Source organism: Pseudomonas sp., assembly GCF_046581935.1.
Lineage (GTDB): Bacteria > Pseudomonadota > Gammaproteobacteria > Pseudomonadales > Pseudomonadaceae > Aquipseudomonas.
Genome location: NZ_JAYGFK010000002.1, coordinates 106,768 through 124,203 on the forward strand (window position 1 = coordinate 106,768; position 17,436 = coordinate 124,203).

At 60.6% G+C, this 17,436-nt stretch carries 15 protein-coding genes and 1 pseudogene; 14 read left to right on the top strand and 2 right to left on the bottom strand.

Translation table 11 applies throughout. The features are described from left to right. The first annotated feature begins 125 nt into the window (after nucleotides 1-125). The 3 genes from VCA57_RS02005 (at nucleotide 126) to VCA57_RS02015 (ending at nucleotide 2,322) form a co-directional block, all read left to right on the top strand. Nucleotides 126-725: a helix-turn-helix domain-containing protein gene (locus VCA57_RS02005; protein WP_411183292.1), complete on the top strand. Its 600-nt coding sequence runs from the start codon at nucleotides 126-128 to the stop codon at nucleotides 723-725. Nucleotides 726-1,072: 347 nt separating this feature from the next. Then, nucleotides 1,073-1,822 carry a substrate-binding periplasmic protein gene (locus VCA57_RS02010; protein WP_411183293.1) on the top strand — a complete coding sequence of 250 codons (750 nt, stop codon included), beginning with the start codon at nucleotides 1,073-1,075 and terminating at the stop codon, nucleotides 1,820-1,822. Between the two features lie 173 nt (nucleotides 1,823-1,995). After that, nucleotides 1,996-2,322, top strand: coding sequence for a hypothetical protein (locus tag VCA57_RS02015; RefSeq protein WP_411183294.1), 327 nt, complete (start codon nucleotides 1,996-1,998; stop codon nucleotides 2,320-2,322). Nucleotides 2,323-2,511: 189 nt separating this feature from the next. Here the strand turns inward: VCA57_RS02015 and VCA57_RS02020 are convergent, their stop codons facing one another. Next, complete coding sequence (locus VCA57_RS02020) at nucleotides 2,512-3,735, bottom strand: MFS transporter (RefSeq protein ID WP_411183295.1); 1,224 nt, start codon at nucleotides 3,733-3,735, stop codon at nucleotides 2,512-2,514. A 153-nt stretch (nucleotides 3,736-3,888) separates the two neighbouring features. Here VCA57_RS02020 and VCA57_RS02025 point away from each other — a divergent pair, with 153 nt between their 5' ends. Next, complete coding sequence (locus tag VCA57_RS02025) at nucleotides 3,889-4,656, top strand: AraC family transcriptional regulator (protein ID WP_411183296.1); 768 nt, start codon at nucleotides 3,889-3,891, stop codon at nucleotides 4,654-4,656. Nucleotides 4,657-4,684: 28 nt separating this feature from the next. Here VCA57_RS02025 and VCA57_RS02030 read toward each other — a convergent pair whose 3' ends face one another. Continuing rightward, the gene (locus VCA57_RS02030) at nucleotides 4,685-5,458 is read right to left on the bottom strand and encodes an IclR family transcriptional regulator (RefSeq protein ID WP_411183297.1); all 774 of its coding nucleotides are present in this window, start codon (nucleotides 5,456-5,458) and stop codon (nucleotides 4,685-4,687) included. A gap of 96 nt (nucleotides 5,459-5,554) precedes the next feature. Here VCA57_RS02030 and VCA57_RS02035 point away from each other — a divergent pair, with 96 nt between their 5' ends. The 10 genes and pseudogenes from VCA57_RS02035 (at nucleotide 5,555) to VCA57_RS02080 (ending at nucleotide 17,328) form a co-directional block, all read left to right on the top strand. Beyond that, nucleotides 5,555-6,850, top strand: coding sequence for an NAD(P)/FAD-dependent oxidoreductase (locus VCA57_RS02035; RefSeq protein WP_411183298.1), 1,296 nt, complete (start codon nucleotides 5,555-5,557; stop codon nucleotides 6,848-6,850). A gap of 391 nt (nucleotides 6,851-7,241) precedes the next feature. Continuing rightward, nucleotides 7,242-8,108 carry a formyltetrahydrofolate deformylase gene (gene purU, locus VCA57_RS02040; protein ID WP_411183299.1) on the top strand — a complete coding sequence of 289 codons (867 nt, stop codon included), beginning with the start codon at nucleotides 7,242-7,244 and terminating at the stop codon, nucleotides 8,106-8,108. Beyond that, on the top strand, nucleotides 8,105-8,989 hold the full coding sequence (folD, locus tag VCA57_RS02045; protein WP_411183300.1) for a bifunctional methylenetetrahydrofolate dehydrogenase/methenyltetrahydrofolate cyclohydrolase FolD: 885 nt from the start codon (nucleotides 8,105-8,107) through the stop codon (nucleotides 8,987-8,989). Before purU ends, folD begins: the two co-directional genes overlap by 4 nt. Next, on the top strand, nucleotides 8,989-10,230 hold the full coding sequence (locus VCA57_RS02050; RefSeq protein ID WP_411183301.1) for an FAD-dependent oxidoreductase: 1,242 nt from the start codon (nucleotides 8,989-8,991) through the stop codon (nucleotides 10,228-10,230). The genes folD and VCA57_RS02050 overlap by 1 nt, the downstream gene beginning before the upstream one ends. Before the next feature lie 13 nt (nucleotides 10,231-10,243). Next, the gene (locus tag VCA57_RS02055) at nucleotides 10,244-10,552 is read left to right on the top strand and encodes a sarcosine oxidase subunit delta (RefSeq protein ID WP_411183302.1); all 309 of its coding nucleotides are present in this window, start codon (nucleotides 10,244-10,246) and stop codon (nucleotides 10,550-10,552) included. Next, on the top strand, nucleotides 10,549-13,461 hold the full coding sequence (locus VCA57_RS02060; protein WP_411183303.1) for a 2Fe-2S iron-sulfur cluster-binding protein: 2,913 nt from the start codon (nucleotides 10,549-10,551) through the stop codon (nucleotides 13,459-13,461). Before VCA57_RS02055 ends, VCA57_RS02060 begins: the two co-directional genes overlap by 4 nt. A gap of 2 nt (nucleotides 13,462-13,463) precedes the next feature. Next, on the top strand, nucleotides 13,464-14,141 hold the full coding sequence (locus tag VCA57_RS02065) for a sarcosine oxidase subunit gamma (RefSeq protein WP_411183304.1): 678 nt from the start codon (nucleotides 13,464-13,466) through the stop codon (nucleotides 14,139-14,141). 171 nt (nucleotides 14,142-14,312) lie between these two features. Next, nucleotides 14,313-15,104 carry an IclR family transcriptional regulator gene (locus VCA57_RS02070; RefSeq protein ID WP_411183305.1) on the top strand — a complete coding sequence of 264 codons (792 nt, stop codon included), beginning with the start codon at nucleotides 14,313-14,315 and terminating at the stop codon, nucleotides 15,102-15,104. Nucleotides 15,105-15,372: 268 nt separating this feature from the next. Next, nucleotides 15,373-16,467 (top strand): annotated as a pseudogene (locus VCA57_RS02075) (methyl-accepting chemotaxis protein); the annotation flags it as partial. Nucleotides 16,468-16,584: 117 nt separating this feature from the next. Continuing rightward, complete coding sequence (locus VCA57_RS02080) at nucleotides 16,585-17,328, top strand: methyl-accepting chemotaxis protein (RefSeq protein WP_411183308.1); 744 nt, start codon at nucleotides 16,585-16,587, stop codon at nucleotides 17,326-17,328. Nucleotides 17,329-17,436: the final 108 nt, after the last annotated feature.

A 17,436-nucleotide genomic window follows, 5' to 3' on the forward strand; every position in this document is an offset into this window, starting at 1 on the left:
GGGATTCTTCTATCTTCTCGGGAAAGATGCTTTCATAGGAGGAAAGTCCAGTAGCGGAATGCACTGAAGAAAGGCGTCACGCACATTACTGGTGCGAATTTTTTATTCTCAATATGCAGGCACGCATGACTACATCCAAGGAAAACTCCCCCCGCCTCAAACTTGAGCAGTACCTGGGCATGCAAATCCGCCGACAGCGGCAGGCGCAGGAACTGAAAATCGCTGACGTCGCGCGCATCGCTGGCATCAGTCAGGGCATGCTCAGCAAGATCGAGAACGCCCAGGTTTCCACTAGCCTCGACACCCTCAGCCGCCTGTGCGATGTGCTTGGCATGCCAATGTCCAAGTTGTTCAGCCAATATGATCAGCAGGGCAGCGGTGCCTTGCTGGTGCCAGAAGGCGAAGGCCTGGAAGTGGTGCGCCGTGGCACCGACAAAGGCCACACCTATCGCCTGCTCAACCACACACGTGGGCCGAAGAAAAGCTTCGAGGCCTATATGGTGAGCATGGACGACGCCAGTGAGGAGTTCCCGACCTTCTCCCACCCGGGCACCGAGTTCCTCCACCTGCTCGAAGGCGAACTGGTTTATCGCCACGGCAACCAGCTCTACCCAATGCGCGCCGGCGACAGCCTGACCTTCGACGGCGAAGTACCGCACGGCCCGGAAAAACTGGTGCAAGTGCCGATCAGGCTGTTATCGATCATGAACTATGGTGCCGGCTGAGCTGTGCTGTTCAGAGCGCGCCGATCAATTTGTCGCGAAGCGCCAAATGCCGTTAGCACTTAGCAAGTGCGAACGACGCCATCAGTACCGCTCGCGGCAAATAAAGAAATAGATCCAGTCGGCATCCCCAGGCATGTGGCTTGCTGACTCAGCATGAGGAAATCCCGCGCGACGTATTCGCTCAGACATCAAGGCACTATGGTTACCCCTGAGCACGGCGTTATCCGTCAACGCCGCTACGGCACGGCACCAAACGCGAGATGCGTGACAAGGTCTATGCTTACTTTGCTCGTTGAATCAGCTACACCCTCGAAAACCGCAAACGCCCAGCCCACCAGGCAGAACACGTGAAACATTCGACAATTACTACAGCGCTGCTCTGCCTGCTGTTCGGCACTGTTGTCAGGGCCGAGCAGTATCAAATCGTGACCGAAGAATGGGCACCGTATAACTATCAAGAGAACAGTCAGCTCACGGGCATGACCACAGACATTGTCCGGGCCATCATGGCGCAGACCGGGGATAATTTTGAGATCGTGCTGCTACCCAGCATGCGCGCCACCTATGTAATGCAGACGCGACCTAAGACCATCATGTACTCCATGTTCCGCACCGCAGAGCGTGAACCGTTATACAAATGGGTCGGACCGGTTGTGGAAGAGTCTATCCACCCTTATCAGTTGGCCAACGCAGCGCTGCGGATAACATCCCTGGAGCAACTGCTGCACGCGCCGAAAATCACCACGCGACATGCCGGCCTGGTGCCCGACATGCTGCAGTCACTGGGTTTCAAAAACCTCGATAAAAGCGCAACCAAAAGCCAGCAGCTCTATCGCATGCTGCTGGCCGGACGCACTGATGTCATCATCGGCGACACTGATGCGGGGGTGGCTTACTACAGCCGTCGGTTACACATCGCACCCGGGGCACTGCGGCAAGTACCTCTCGAAGTCTATCGCTCATCGCTGTACATCGCCTTCAGCCGCGACTCTGAAGACCAACTGGTAGCAGCCTGGGCCAAGGCTCTTGAGCAACTGCGCCAATCCGGTGAACTGCAACGCATCCAGCACCGCTATGAGCGACCCAACGCGCAATAAAAGCACCAGCGCGCATAGCTGCAGCCATCGTCAAATACCTCTCGCGTTAACAACGCAACACCTGCGCCGCAAACAGATCATCTGCCTGATCGTGCCTGCGTTTATGCCAAATCCGCTCGTGTGCTAGACGAACCGTGTAGAATCCCGCGCCCGAAAATTCAGGAGAAAACACGTTGGCAATTCACTACTCCACGGCCCAGGAAAATATTGCATGCGGACGCGTAGGTGCGAACCTGAGCAGCACTCAGGATGCGACTCAGGTGTCATGCAAACTCTGCCTTCGCACTGTTGAGAAAGGGACTGCAGAGCCGGTACGTAAGACGCCTACCCTGGCTGAACTGCGCGCTGCAGCAAAAGCCGCGAAGGCGGCCCTGGCAACAGCTGAAATAAAACAACCAACCCCCACCCTGTCCCCTCGCGCCGCGTGGCAACAACGCCTGGGGCAACTGCCAGGTAAAAACCGCCTCCCTCGCGGCGTGACGAAGCAGGCGTTTATCTAAGCGCTGCTGACAGCAAATGCTGCTCATGGCCGCGACTAAACCGCCAATGGCTGAGCGGCGTTTGGCGTGCCCACTGCAACAGTGGCATTAGCCACTTACCGCGATGCACTAACACCCGCCCTTAGTGGCCAGCACTGCCTGGCCGGCTAAGGGCTGACGGTTATCGCTGCCGTCATCACCCCTAGCGCATTAAACCCCTTTGGTCGACGGCAATAACACGGTCAGCACGCCTAACAACGGCAGGAACGAGCACAGGAAGAACACATACTCGATGCCATGGATATCCGCCAGGTAGCCGAGAAACGCCGCACCAATGCCGCCAAAACCAAACATCAAGCCGAAGAACACCCCGGCGATCATGCCGACATTGCCCGGCACCAGCTCCTGGGCGAACACCACGATGGCAGAGAAGGCCGAGGCGAGGATAAAGCCGATGACCATGCTCAGCACGCCGGTCCAGAACAGGTCCACATGGGGTAAGGCGAGGGTGAAAGGCGCTACCCCTAGAATGGAAAACCAGATCACTTTTTTCCGGCCGATCTTGTCGCCAATCGGCCCGCCAAAAAAGGTCCCCGCCGCAACGGCCCCCAGAAACAAAAACAGATACAGCTGCGAGGTCGCGACCGGCAGGTGGAACTTCTCAATCAAGTAGAAAGTGAAGTAGCTGGTGAAACTGGACATGTAGATGTATTTGGAAAACACCAAAGTCGCCAGCACCACTAAAGCGGCCGTTACCCGGCGCTTCGACAACCCGTGAGTGGCGACACCGCCCTGCTTGAGCTTGAACAGATTGAGGTGGTTGCGATACCAGCGGCTCAGGCCGTAAAGCACGAAGATGGCAAATGTCGCGAACAGCCCGAACCAGGCAACCTGGCCCTGGCCGTAAGGAATCACGATGGCCGCCGCCAACAGTGGGCCAAAGGCACTGCCAGCGTTACCGCCAACCTGAAAGGTCGATTGCGCCAGGCCAAAACGGCCCCCCGAGGCCAGACGGGCGATGCGCGAGGTCTCTGGATGGAAGGTCGATGAGCCAATCCCCACCAGCGCCGAGGCCAGCAGAATCGCCGGGAAGCTCCCGACAAAAGCCAGCATCAAAATGCCAATCAGCGTGCACAGCGAACCCAACGGCAGCAGCCAAGGCTTGGGATGGCGGTCGGTGTAGTAACCCACCCACGGCTGGAGCAGCGAGGCCGTCAGCTGGAAGGTCAGAGTAATCAGGCCGACCTGGGCGAAGGTCAGGCCGTAATTAGCCTTGAGCATCGGATAAATTGACGGCAGCACAGCCTGGATCAGGTCGTTGATCAGGTGCGCCAACGCGCAGGCACCAATCACGCGCATCACCAAGGGGCTGGCTTGATTGGCTATCGACGGCGACGCTGAAGTCGAGGGCGAAGCAGTGGTACTGAGGGACATGTTCGATCTTCCAGACAGAAATCGTGAGCGACAGACGCGACTCCAGCAGAACGCGCTGCTGGAATTCAGCGTTCGCGGCTATCCTAAGTTTTCGTGAAACTGCCTGTCTCGCGAAATTCGGGCAACAACCATCGCAAAAAGGGCGAAAGCAACATGCAGCTAAGTGAATCGTTAACGGCGATCAATAACGGCAACTGGCTGGTCAGTGGTAAAGCGGCGGACTATCCCGAAAACCACAGCGTTGAGCCCCACTGCCATAACAAGCATCAGTTGATCTACGCCATTCAAGGCGTGATGGTGGTCAACGCGGCGTTCAGCCAATGGACCGTTCCGCCCAGCCGTGGCATCTGGATGCCCAGTGGCCAGGTTCACGCCGTGCGTTGTGTCGGCCCGGTACAAATGCGCAGCGTGTACGTGCGCCCAGACGTTGAACTGGAGCTACCCAGCGAGCCCAAAGCCGTGAGTATTTCTCCGCTGCTTAGCGAGCTGATCAAAGCCTGCGTGGCAATCAGCGAACCCTATGCCGAGAACTCCCGCGAAGCCAGAGTGATGAACCTGATTCTGGACGAGCTGAAGATCCTCCCGGCCTTGCCGTTGCACCTGCCGCAGCCCGCCGACCCACGCATCCACGCCATCTGCAGCACCTTACAGCAAGACCCGGGCGACGGCTCAACCCTGGCCGACTGGAGCGCGCGCCTGCACCTCGACGAAAAAACCATCCAACGCCTGTTCCAAAATGGCACCGGCATGACCTTCGGCCAGTGGCGTCAGCAAGCCCGCCTGTTGCTGGCACTGGAGCGCATCGCCGTCGGAGAGAAGATCATCGATGTGGCCGGGCAATTGGGCTACGAAAGCCCCAGTGCATTTAGCACCATGTTTAAGAAGCAGTTCGGGATGACCCCCAGTCAATTTTTTAAGTAAGACGGCCGCCCTGAAGCAAACACCGCGATCACCATGCCGCCAACTTACCCGCCAAGCGCTGCGCCGCGTCCTGCATGGCTTTGGCCAAGGCCTGACGCCTGGCCTCGGTCATCCGTGGTCGGGCCAGCGCACAACTGAGTGCCCCCAGCGGGTGCCCAGCACCATCAAGGATCGGCACAGCCAGGCCGGTGTAGCCCGGCAAACGTTTATCCACCAAGCCGCTGGCGAAACCGAGCCGACGCACACTATTGAGGCTGGCGGCGATCTGCTCGCTATCAAGGCCGTAGTCCAGCCGCAGGGTGGCCGCGTTATGCGCAAGAATCTCGTTGCGCTCAGCGCGCCCCAGCCAAGCCAAGAGCACCTGCGACGCCTGACCGAGGCCCATTGGTATACGCCCACCGACCGCGCCGCTGTAACTCTGCACCGGCAACTCACCGGCCAGCATGTCCAGGCACAGCACCTGATAGCCGTCGGCAACCAGCAGAAAGAAGCTGTCACCAAACTGCTGGGCCAAGCGCAACAACACCGGCCGGGCGTGTTCGCGCAGGGCACTGGCATTGCCAGCTTGTGCGCCCAGGGCGAACAGCTCATAGCCCAGCACATAGCGCCCGCGCTGCACCGCCGAGCGCACGAAGCCTTGCTCACGCAAGTACTGCAGCAGGCGATAGGCCGTTGGCGGCGAACAGTCGCAGGCCTGGCACAGCTCAGCCGGTGACGCCCCGTCACGGCCTGCCGCCGCCACCTGCCGCAACAGCTGGAATGCGCGATCAAGGCTTTGGGTACCGCGTCGGGCATCAGTCATTTCTCACCTGTTAATAAAAAGTCACCGCTGACGCTGATGCAAATTGCGCACCTTGTTGCTCACGGCATGCTCACAGCGACCGCCAAGGAGCACGCCATGTACCCACACATCGAACCGTTCAATAGCCATCAGCCGCTACCGTCCAGCAGCGAAGTCACCATCATCGGCGGCGGCATCATCGGCGTCAGTACAGCGTACTGGCTGGCCTCGCGCGGCATTCCAGTAACCCTGATAGAAAAAGGCGAGATTGGCGCGGAGCAGTCATCACGTAACTGGGGCTGGTGCCGCAGCATGGGCCGCGACGTGGCAGAAATCCCCCTGGCGCTGGCCAGCCTGCGCCTGTGGGATAGCTGGCAAAACAAAATCGGCGAGGACCTGGGCTTTCAGCGCAGCGGCGTGATCTATGCCTGCGAAACGCCCAAGCAGTTGCAGCAACAGCAGGATTGGCTGGCCAGCGCCAGCACCTATGGAGCCCAAGCACGCTTGCTGGATAAGCCAGAGTTGCAGCGCATGCTGCCGCAGAGTTCAGCCTGCGAATGGGCCGGAGCGCTGTATAGCCCCGGTGATGGCCGCGCCGAACCGCAGCGGGCCAGCGCGATAATTGCCAGGGCGGCGCAACGTTTGGGCGCGACCATCGTCACCGGCTGCGCTGTGCGCGGGCTGGATATTGAGGCCGGACAGGTGCGCGGCCTGTACACCGAGCGCGGCTTGCTGCGCAGTTCGCAGGTGGTTCTGGCCGGCGGAGCATGGTCGACGCTGCTCTGCGCCAACCTCGGTTTGCGTCTGCCGCAATTAAAGGTTGTCGCCTCGGTGCTGCGGACCGCGCCCATGCCCGGCGGCCCGGAGCTGGCGGTCGGCGCCAGCCGCTACGCGTTTCGCAAACGTCAGGATGGCGGCTACAGCATCGCCCAGCGCAACGGCAACCTGGCACCGATCACCCCGGACAGTTTTCGCTACCTGCGCGACTTCCTCCCGGCGCTGAGCAAGCAATTTAGTGAAGTACGCCTGCGCCTGGACCAACGCTTTATCGACGAACTGCGCCAGCCACGGCATTGGCCAATGGACAGTGCCAGCCCCTTCGAGCACTGCCGCGTGCTGGACCCGCAGCCCTCAACGGCGATTCTGGCCGAAGCCCAAGCGGCGCTGATCAAGGCCTTCCCGTTCTTCCGCGATATGCGTATCGAGCAGAGCTGGGCCGGGGTTATGGACGTAACCCCGGACGCCATCCCGGTCATTGGCCCGGTCGAGTCGCTACCTGGCCTGTACCTTTCCACGGGCTATTCCGGCCACGGTTTCGGTATCGCGCCCGGTGCCGGACATCTGCTGGCGGACCTGATCGACGGCAGCCAACCACTGGTCGACCCTAGCCCGTTTGCCTACTCGCGGCTGTAAATAGCAGTAGCACGGTGAACCCTGCGCATTAGCCCGATATGCGCAGCACCAAGCGATTCGCGGCAATCCAACAGCAAATCGCCGGCGTATTGGCAGTGCCCACCACCGCCTATTCGTAAGCACTTCGCGCTTGCGTCTCGCGGCCCTCTCGCGGGCTGCTGCCTGGACGCTACCTAGACAAAACTCAGTGCCCAGCCTGGCCATATGACCACTCGTCATAACTTTCCCCACGAGATAAAAAAATTCCTATCAGGCATGGACACGTCACACCTATTCACTTATAAAATTCACCACCACGAAAAATAGATTCGTCAGGGTAATTTTTATTCACAGACGAACAACTCATTTATCCATGAAGAAATTCTGCCGCCGCACCAGCAGAGGACTCGATATGCAACACGCCAAGCACCAGTACGTGATCAAGATCAGTTGCCCCGCCACCTCCGGTATCGTCGCCGCCGTAACGTCCTTTCTCGCCGATCAAGGTTGCTATATCAGCGAGATGTCGCAGTTCGATGATGAAAGCAGCGGCACCTTCTTTATGCGTGCAGTCTTTCGCTTCAACGCCGGTATCGCCGACGACCTCACGCCGATCAAGGATGGTTTTGTTGACGTCGCCAAAGACTTCGCCATGACCTGGGAGCTGTACGACACCGATGTGCCAGTTCGCGTGCTGCTGATGGTGAGCAAGTACGACCACTGCCTGTCCGACCTGCTCTATCGCCACCAGAAGGGCGAGTTGCAGATGCAGATCACCGCCATCGTCTCCAACCACCTCGACCTGCGACCGATGGCCGAGCGTGAAGGCATTCGCTTTATCTACCTGCCGGTGACCAAGGACAGCAAAGCCCAGCAGGAAGCCGAGTTGCTGAAGATCGTCGACGATACGCAAACCGAGCTGGTGGTGCTGGCGCGCTACATGCAGATTCTCTCCGACGATCTGTGCAAGCAGTTGTCTGGCCGCGCGATCAACATTCACCACTCGTTCCTGCCGGGCTTCAAGGGTGCTAAGCCCTATCACCAAGCCTTTGACCGTGGCGTGAAGCTGATCGGTGCCACCGCTCACTACGTCACCAGCGACCTCGACGAAGGCCCGATCATCGAGCAGGAAGTGCAGCGTGTAGACCACAACTACACCCCGGAAGCTCTGGTTGCCGTAGGCCGTGACACCGAAACCGTGGCCCTGTCCAAGGCGGTCAAATACCACCTGGAGCACCGCGTATTCCTCAACCACGACAAGACGGTGATCTTCCGATGAGCGCCACGCTGATCGACGGCAAAGCGATCGCCGCCGAGGTGCTGGCCGAGGTGGCGGCGGATGTCGACTACCTCAAGGCCCAGGGCATTGAACCGGCGCTGGCCGTGGTGCTGGTCGGCGAAGATCCAGCCAGCCATGTTTACGTGCGCAATAAAGTGCTGCGCGCTGGCGAAGTAGGGATTCGCTCGTTGGAATACCGGCTCTCCGTCGAGGCCAGCGCTGAAGAAGTTCTCGAAGTGATTAGCACACTGAATGACGACCCGACGGTGAATGGCATTCTGGTGCAACTACCGCTGCCGGCGCACATCGACGAAAACCGCATTCTGCAAGCCATCGACCCGGCCAAGGATGTCGACGGCTTCCACAGCGAGAACGTTGGCGGCCTCAGCCAAGGCCGTGCGGTGCTGACGCCCTGCACCCCGGCAGGTTGCATGCGCCTGCTGCGCAACACCATCGACGATTTGCGCGGCAAACATGCCGTGGTGATCGGCCGCTCGAATATCGTCGGCAAACCGATGGCCGCTTTGCTGCTGGCCGCCGACTGCACGGTAACCGTGCTGCATTCGCGCAGCAGTAAACCGCAGAAGCTCTGCGGCCAGGCCGACATCGTCATCGCCGCAGTCGGTCGCCCACGCATGATCGACGCTGAGTGGATCAAGCCCGGCGCAGTGGTGATCGATGTCGGCATCAACCGCATTACCGAAGGCGGCCGCTCGCGCCTGGTCGGTGACGTCGATTTCGATGCCGTGCTGCCAATTGCTTCGGCCATCACCCCAGTGCCCGGCGGCGTCGGGCCAATGACCATCGCCATGCTGATGCACAACACCGTCACCGCCGCGCGCCAACAACATGGTCTGACGGCTCATCGGGAGTCTTACTAATGCCCTTTGCCCTGCTCAAATACGGCCTGTCCTCGGAGTACCCGGTAGACGTCGATCTGCCGGCACCCAAGGAACTCAAATCATCCTATGACGTGGTCATCATCGGCGGCGGCGGCCATGGCCTGGCCACGGCCTACTACCTTGCCAAATACCACGGCATCAGCAACATCGCGGTACTGGAGAAATCCTACCTGGGCGGCGGCAACACGGCGCGCAACACCGCGGTGATTCGCTCCAACTACCTGACCAGCGAAGGCGTGCGTTTCTATGCCGAATCGGTGCGGATGTTCAAAGAACTATCGAATGAGTTCGACTTCAACATCATGTACTCCGAGCGCGGCCAACTGACCCTGGCCCACACCGACGCCACGGTGCGCGCCTTCCGTCAGCGCGCCGAGGTGAACAAGCACTTCGGCGGGCGTACCGAGATGCTCGACCGTCAGCAAATCCGCGAACTGGTGCCAAGCCTGAACCTCGACCCCGGCCACCTGCCGGTACTGGCCGGGCTGTGGCACATCGACGGTGCCACCGCGCGCCACGACGCTGTCGCCTGGGGCTATGCCAAGCAAGCGGCCAAGCGCGGTGTGGAAATCCACCAGCTCACTGAGGTACAGGACTTCGTCGTGGAAAACGGCAAGGTCAGCGCGGTAAAAACCAATCGCGGCACCATCCAATGCGGCTGCGTGGTGCAGGCCGTCGCCGGTGCCAGTTCCCTGTTGATGGGCAAGCTGGGCATCCGCGCACCGATTCACAGCTATCCGCTGCAGGCCATGGTCACTCAGCCATTCAAACCCTTCCTCGACCCGCTGGTGAGTTCCAGCGCGCTACATTGTTATGTGCAGCAAACCAGTCGTGGCGAGATCGTCTTCGGTGGTGGCTCAGACCCCTACCCGCTGTACAACACCCGCTCGACTCTGGAGCTCAAGGAAAGCCTGCTGGCGGCTGCCATCGAGATGTTCCCGTTTATGGCCAACGCCAAGCTGATGCGCCAATGGGCCGGCACCACCGACATGACCCCGGACTACAGCCCGATCATGGGCCACTCGCCCCTGGACAACTATTACCTCGACGCCGGCTGGGGTACCTGGGGCTTCAAAGCCACACCGATCTGCGGCTGGACCATGGCCGAACTGGTAGCCAGCGGCGGACGCACGCCAGATCTGATCAAACCTTTTGCTCTAGAGCGCTTCTCGACCTTCCAACAGGTCAACGAGATGGGCGCCACCGCAGCCAGTCACTGAGGTTCGTCGCACCATGAAAATCATGCCTTGCCCCCTGAACGGCCCGCGCAACATCAGCGAATTCACCTATGGCGGCGAATTCAAGCCTATGCCCGATGCGGCCACTTGCAGCGACGCCGACTGGGCGGACTACGTGTTCAACAGCGAAAACCGCGCTGGCGTGGTCATCGAATGGTGGATGCATAACGCCTCCAGCTATTGGTTCCTGGCGGAACGCCACACCGTCAGCGACGACATTCTGCGCACCTTCGACCCGAAGGAAATCTTCACCCAGCGTGTCGACTTCAACGTCACAGAACAACCCAAGGGAGTGGTCGTATGAGCACCGCCAAGCGCCTGCCGGCTCCATTCGGCTTGTTGATCGACCGCAATAGCCCGCTGAATTTCGATTTCGATGGCACCTCCTTGCAGGGTCTGAGTGGCGACAGCATCGCCAGCGCCTTGCTGGCCAACGGCCGCTGGCTGCTCTCGCGCTCATTCAAATATCACCGCCCACGCGGCCCACTGAGCATGGCCGGGCAAGATGCCAACACCCTGGTGCAACTGCCTGACGAGCCTAACGTGCTGGCCGACATGCAAACCCTGAGCAGTGGCCAAGTCGTCACCGGACAGAACTACGCCGGCAGCCTGGAGAAAGACCGCGACGCGGTGCTCGGGCACTTCTCGAAGTTCATGCCAGTCGGCTTCTACTACCGCTCGTTCTTCAAACCCAAGGGCATGTGGAAGGTCTGGGAGCCGCTGATCCGCAAAAAGGCCGGGCTGGGCGTGCTCAACCTGAAGTTTCAGCCGCAGTACCACGACAAGGCCTTTCTGTTCACCGACCTGGCCGTAATCGGTGCTGGCCCGGCCGGTTTGAGCGCCGCGCTGAACGCCGCCAATGCCGGGGCCAAGGTGCTGCTGATCGAGCAAGCGGCTTATCTCGGCGGTTCACTGGCCTGGGCGCGCTTCGATATCGATGGCCTGCGGGCGGCGGAGTTGCGCAGCGAATTGCTCGCTGCCGTGGAAGACCACGCGAACATTCGTATTCTCAAAGACGCCACCTGCAACGCCTGGTTTACCGACCATTTCCTACCGGTGATCCAGGGCAATCGGCTGTACAAGGTTCGCGCCCGGCAATGCATCGTCGCCTCCGGGGCCTTCGACCAGCCGGTGGTGTTTCGCAACAATGACCTGCCTGGCGTGATGCTGACCAGCGCCGCCCAACGCTTGCTCAAGCTGTATGCGGTCAAACCCGGCCAGCGCGCCGTGGTGCTGACCGGCAACGACGACGGCTACCTGGCCGCCCTCGACCTGCTGGACGCCGGCGTAGAAGTCGCCGCGCTGGTCGACATGCGTGCGCAGCCAGCTGACGGCACGCTGCTCACCACCCTGCAAACCCGTGGCATCACCTGCCAGCTCGCCAGCACCGTGTACGAAGCCATCGGCGGCCGGCACGTCGAGGCCGTGGATATACGGCGGATTGTCGCCGAGGGCGAAGTGGCGACGGACAGCCTGCGCATCGACTGCGACCTGCTGTGCATGTCGGCAGGCTATATGCCGGTCTACCAATTGCTCTGCCAGGCCGGCGGCAAACTCGCGTATGACGATGCCGCCGCCGCGTTCAACCTCAGCGGGTTGCCAGCAGGCCTGCATGTGGCGGGTTCGGTGAACGGTCGCCACGCCCTCGACAACGTACTGCGCGAAGGCGCGCAAATCGCCCAGCGCGCCATTGCCGCCTTGGGCCTGGAGCACAGCGCCAGCAGCGCCAGCTACAGCGTGGAAGCCCCGGTCAACTTCCCCTGGCCGATTTTCCCGCACCCCAAAGGTAAGGATTTCGTCGACTTCGACGAAGACCTGCAAGTGCGCGATATCGTCAACGCCACTCGTCACGGCTACCGCGACGTGCAACTGGTCAAACGCTTTTCCACCGTGGGCATGGGGCCGTCGCAGGGTCGCCATTCGGCATTGCCGACGGCGCGTTTGGTGGCCAAAGCCACTGGCCGCAACGTCAGCGAAACCGGGGTCACCACGGCACGGCCACCCTTTGTCGCGGAAAAACTCGCACATATTGCCGGACGCGGTTTCGACCCTTATCGGCAAACCGCCATGCACCAGCGCCATGTGGAGCTGGGCGCAAAAATGATGCCGGCAGGCGCCTGGCAACGCCCGGCTTACTACGGCCCGGCGGATCAGCGCGACGCCTGCATGCAGGCCGAGGCGCGGCATGTGCGCGAGAAGGTCGGCCTGATCGATGTATCCACGCTCGGCGGCCTTGATGTACGTGGCCCGGATGCCGCCGAACTGCTCAACCGCATGTACACCTTCGCCTTCGCCAAACAGCCCGTGGGCCGTTCTCGCTACGCGCTGATGACCAACGAGCATGGCGTAGTGATCGACGATGGCGTCTGTGCGCGCTTTGCCGACCAGCACTTCTACGTCACCGCCACCACCAGCGGCGTCGACCGTTTGTACCAGCAAATGCTCAAGTGGAACGCGCAATGGCGGCTGGACGTCGACATCACCAACGTCACCGCAGCCTTGGCCGCAGTCAACCTAGCCGGGCCGGACTCGCGCAAGGTGCTGCAAACCCTCTGCACGGATGTTGATCTGTCCGCCGAAGCCTTCCCCTACCTGGGCGTGCGCCAGGGCAGCATCACCACGGCGACGGGCACGCGGATTCCGGCGCGGCTGCTGCGGGTCGGTTTTGTCGGCGAGCTGGGGTACGAGATCCATGTGCCTGCACGCTATGGCGAGGCCCTGTGGGACGCGTTGATGGAGGCCGGCAAAGCCTTTGATCTGCGCCCATTCGGGGTGGAAACCCAGCGCCTGCTGCGCCTGGAAAAAGGCCACGTGATCATCAGTCAAGACACCGACGGCATGACCAGCCCGGCCGAGATCGACATGAACTGGGCCATCGCGCGCAGCAAGCCGTTCTTCGTCGGCAAGCGCTCGGTGGAAATCCTTGAGGCACAGCCACTCAAACGCAAACTGGTGGGCTTCAGCCTGCCGAAATCCAGCAGCCAACCACTGGAAGGCCATCTGGTACTCAAGGGCGCAGACATCAGCGGCAACGTCACCTCATGCGAATACTCGCAAACCCTCGGCCAGATCATTGGCCTGGCCTACTGCGCGGTCGATCAAGCGACGCCCGGCCAGCACCTGCCCATCCGCGTAGAAGGCGGTGAAATGGTCCAGGCCACGGTGGTGAAACTGCCTTTCTATGACCCGCAAACCCAGCGTCAGGAGTTGTGAACATGACCACCCACGCCGCCCAATTCAGTGAACGCAGCCCGCTCTATCGGCTGCATGATGACGCCCAACTCGGCCGCTTTGCCGACAGCTGCATCGTCACCACCTATGGCCACGCCGATGAACGCCAAACCGCTGCTCAGTGTGGCTTGCTTGATCTAAGCAACCTGGCCCGCGTCGGTTTTCGTGGGGCAGCGGCTGCCGCCTATCTCGAAGCCCACGGCTATGAGTTGCCCAAAGCCGCCAACCTGGCCGTCAGCCAGGCCGATGGCGGGCATGTGCTACGCCTCTCGCAAACGGAATACCTGCTACTCGGCAGCCTGCTCGATGCCGGCGCACGGATCAGCCAGGATGAGGCCGCCTGGGTGCCCGACGACAGCGCCAACTACCTATTACCACGTCAGGACAGCCACGCCTGGCTGCTGCTCAGTGGTCAGGAAAGCGCTGCCGTGATGGCCAAACTATGCGGGGTCGACCTACGCCCCGAGAGCTTCCCGGCCGGCAGCGTGGCGCAAACCTCGGCGGCGCGGATCAACGTGATCATCGCCAACCTGCCGCAAGCAGAACTGCCGTGCCTGCACATCCTCTGCGACCGCGCCTCGGCTCACTACCTGTGGGGCGCGCTGCTGGATGCGATGGAGGAGTTTGCCGGCCAGCCGGTGGGGCTCGACGCCCTGCTTTGAAGAGTCCGCAGGCTGGATGACGCGTTTTAACGCCGGCGCAACGGTGGATCGGTGAAGCGGGATCCACCCTACGCAACGCTTCAGCCCGTAGCCTGGGTTAGCCGCAGGCGTAACCCGGGATCGACCAGCATGCAGCCATCGCCAACCCCACAAAGAGCCGGAGACGCCAGCATGGGCACACACGAAGACGAACTGGAGCGCGACAGCGACTACCGCGTGCCGGCCTTGCAGCGCGGCTTGAGCATTCTGCAGATGTTCAATGCCCAGCAGCGCAGCCTGAGCAGCAACGCGATTGCCGAACAGCTTCGCGTCAGTGGCTCAGCCATTTACCGCATCCTGATCACGCTAACCGAGATGGGCTACTTACGTAAGCAAGGCAAGAACACCTACGAGCTCGGCCCGCAGGTGCTCTGCGACGGCTTTGCCTATCTCGCCAGCCGCGACCTAGTGGACATCGCCATGCCCCACCTGAATGCGCTGCGTGATCGCACCTCGCTGTCCTGCCACCTGTCGATCCGCGAGCAGACCGACAGCCTCTACATCGCCCGCGCGTATGCGGCCCAGCGGCTGTCGGTGAACATCCCCATCGGCACGCGCATCCCCTGTCACTGCACGGCCATGGGCCGCACGCTACTCAGCGGCCTGACGCCCATGGCGCTGGACCAGCTGTATCAGCACGTGCGCCTGGATGACTACCCGCCGCCCGCACCGAAAACCCTGCCCGAACTCCAGCAATTACTTGAACGCGACCGCGAGCGCGGCTGGATTTTGCATCGCTCCGACTACTCCACCGCCATCGCCTGCGCCGTGCGCAACCACCAGGGCGAGGTCGTAGCCGCCATCAACCTCTCCGGCCCAGAGGCGATCATGGACAGCCCGGTGGCGCGCGAACGCTACCGCGAGAACCTACAACAGTGCGCCGAAGCCATCTCTCGCGAACTCGGGGCACGTTCCCAAATGTAATTCCCCCACCTGCTTCACCCAGAGTGAACTGCGCAGTAGGTGCGGAGCGAGGCGACGTCTGATGTCCAACGGACGTCGCATCACGGGCTATGCTCTAAACCATCGACGGTTAAATTCATCTATATATGATGATTAAAAGCCCCCCTTAAGGCTTACCGCTGTCGGCCGACATAGCAATAACCATTGATAAAGCGCACCTCACGCAAGCAGTCGCCGCGATCAATCTTCGGACGCCCCACAATGGGCATTACAAGGAGTTGCGATAACTATGTTTACCAAAATCCTTCTTGACCTAAGCATTCGTAAAAAACTGCTGTCTGGCTTTGGCCTGATCCTAATAATTACCCTGGCGATAGCCTGGATCGGCCAGCAAAGCCTCAACACCACATTGAAGCGCATCAATACCCTGCGAAGTGTCAGCGACATCGACGCTAGCCTGACGCGTGCACGGCAACAGGAAAAAAACTACCTATTGCGTGACGACAAGAAATACCTGCAAGAGGCCATTACCCTCTCGGAGGGTATTCAAAACCATGCCGCCGACAGTGAAAAGAACATGGTCCGCCCCGAGAACCAAGCCTTTATGCGGCAGATACAAGAGAGCCTCAGCGGCTACCGTAGCGAGCTCTTGCAGTTAGGTCAGGATATGGATGCCAGCCATAAAGCCCAGCAGGCCATGGAGGAGACTGCACGTGAAGCACTCAAGCGCTTTAACGAGCAAGAAGAAATCCTAAGACGCCGCGCCGTCGAAAAAATCCAGCAAACAGGTGACGAGAGCAGCATTAGCCTGCTCACGCAAGCCAACCTGGCCGACGAAATATCCACAGAACTGCTTGAAGCCCGTCGCCGCGAGAAGGACTTCCTACTGCGCAAGGATGACAAATATGCCCAGCTTTTAGAGGAGCACTTCACCTCTCTTGAAAACAAAGGAAAGCAACTGCTAAGCACCCTGGATAACTCAACAGAACGCGCCAACATCGAACAAGCTCTGCAATTTCTGGCGGACTATCGTGAGCACTTTGCCCAGCTGAAAAGCGCCGTTGGCCAGGTTGCCCAAACAGAACATGACATGACCCAGCGCGCTCGCGAGGTTGCGGACGTTTCCGGCCAATCACTAGCGTTTCAAAACAAGCTACTGGAAAGTGACTCCAGCCACGCGAAACAGACGCTAATCGCCGCAGCCGTAATAGCCTTCGTTTTAGGCGTTCTTAGCGCACTGTTTATCACCCAGGCCATCGTCGGCCCTCTGCAACGCCTCCTCGGCGTGGCCCGCCAAGTTGCCGATGGCGATCTGACAGCCGACATCAGCACTGAGCGACGTGACGAGATAGGGCAACTCATGCAGGCCATACAGCGTATGACCGAAGGCCTGCGCAACTTGATCGGCCAACTCAGTAACGGCATCACGCAACTTGCTACAGCCGCTGAAGAACTGTCAGCCGTGACCGAGCAGGCAAGTGCCGGGGTTACCGAGCAGCGGATGGAAACAGAGCAGGTAGCCACGGCCATGAACCAGATGGCAGCGACAGTACAGGATGTCGCACGTAACGCTGAACAAGCTGCCGGCTCAGCTCAAGACGCCGAGGACCAAACGCGCAAGGGCAGCACCATCGTGCAGCAGGCCATCAGCCGTATCGAGCAACTGGCACAAGCGGTCGAGTCCTCCGCCGCAGCCATCGGCCGCCTCAAAGGCGACAGCGCCAACATCGGTACGGTGCTAGATGTGATCAAGAGCATTGCCGAGCAGACCAATCTGCTGGCACTCAACGCCGCCATCGAAGCAGCACGCGCGGGCGACGCAGGACGCGGCTTCGCCGTGGTCGCCGACGAGGTACGCGCCCTCGCACGGCGCACGCAGGAGTCCACACAACAGATAGAACAACTGGTCGCCACCCTGCAAAACGGTGCCGAAAACGCCGTTACTGCCATGGCGCAAAGCAGTGGCATGGCGGGTGATACGGTGGAAGCGGCGCGCCAGGCAGGCACGGCCCTGACAATGATCGACGAAGCGGTGTCACGCATCCAACAGATGAACCAACAGATTGCCACGGCTTCAGAAGAGCAAAGCTCAGTGGCCGAAGAGATCAACCGCAGTGTTTCCAACATCCGCGACATCGCCGAGCAGTCGGCGGCAGCGGCAGAAGAGACGTCGGCGGCAAGCGTCGATCTCGCTCGCCTGGGCAGCGATCTGCAGCTACAGGTCAACCGCTTCCGCGTAAGCTGAGCCGCGAGAGCTCCCCCTCCCTGGCGACGAGGCTTTGCATCGCCGCCAGGGAGCCGCAGGCAAAGATACCTAGGGTCTGTTGCCGTTTCACTCGCGGCCACGCGGCTC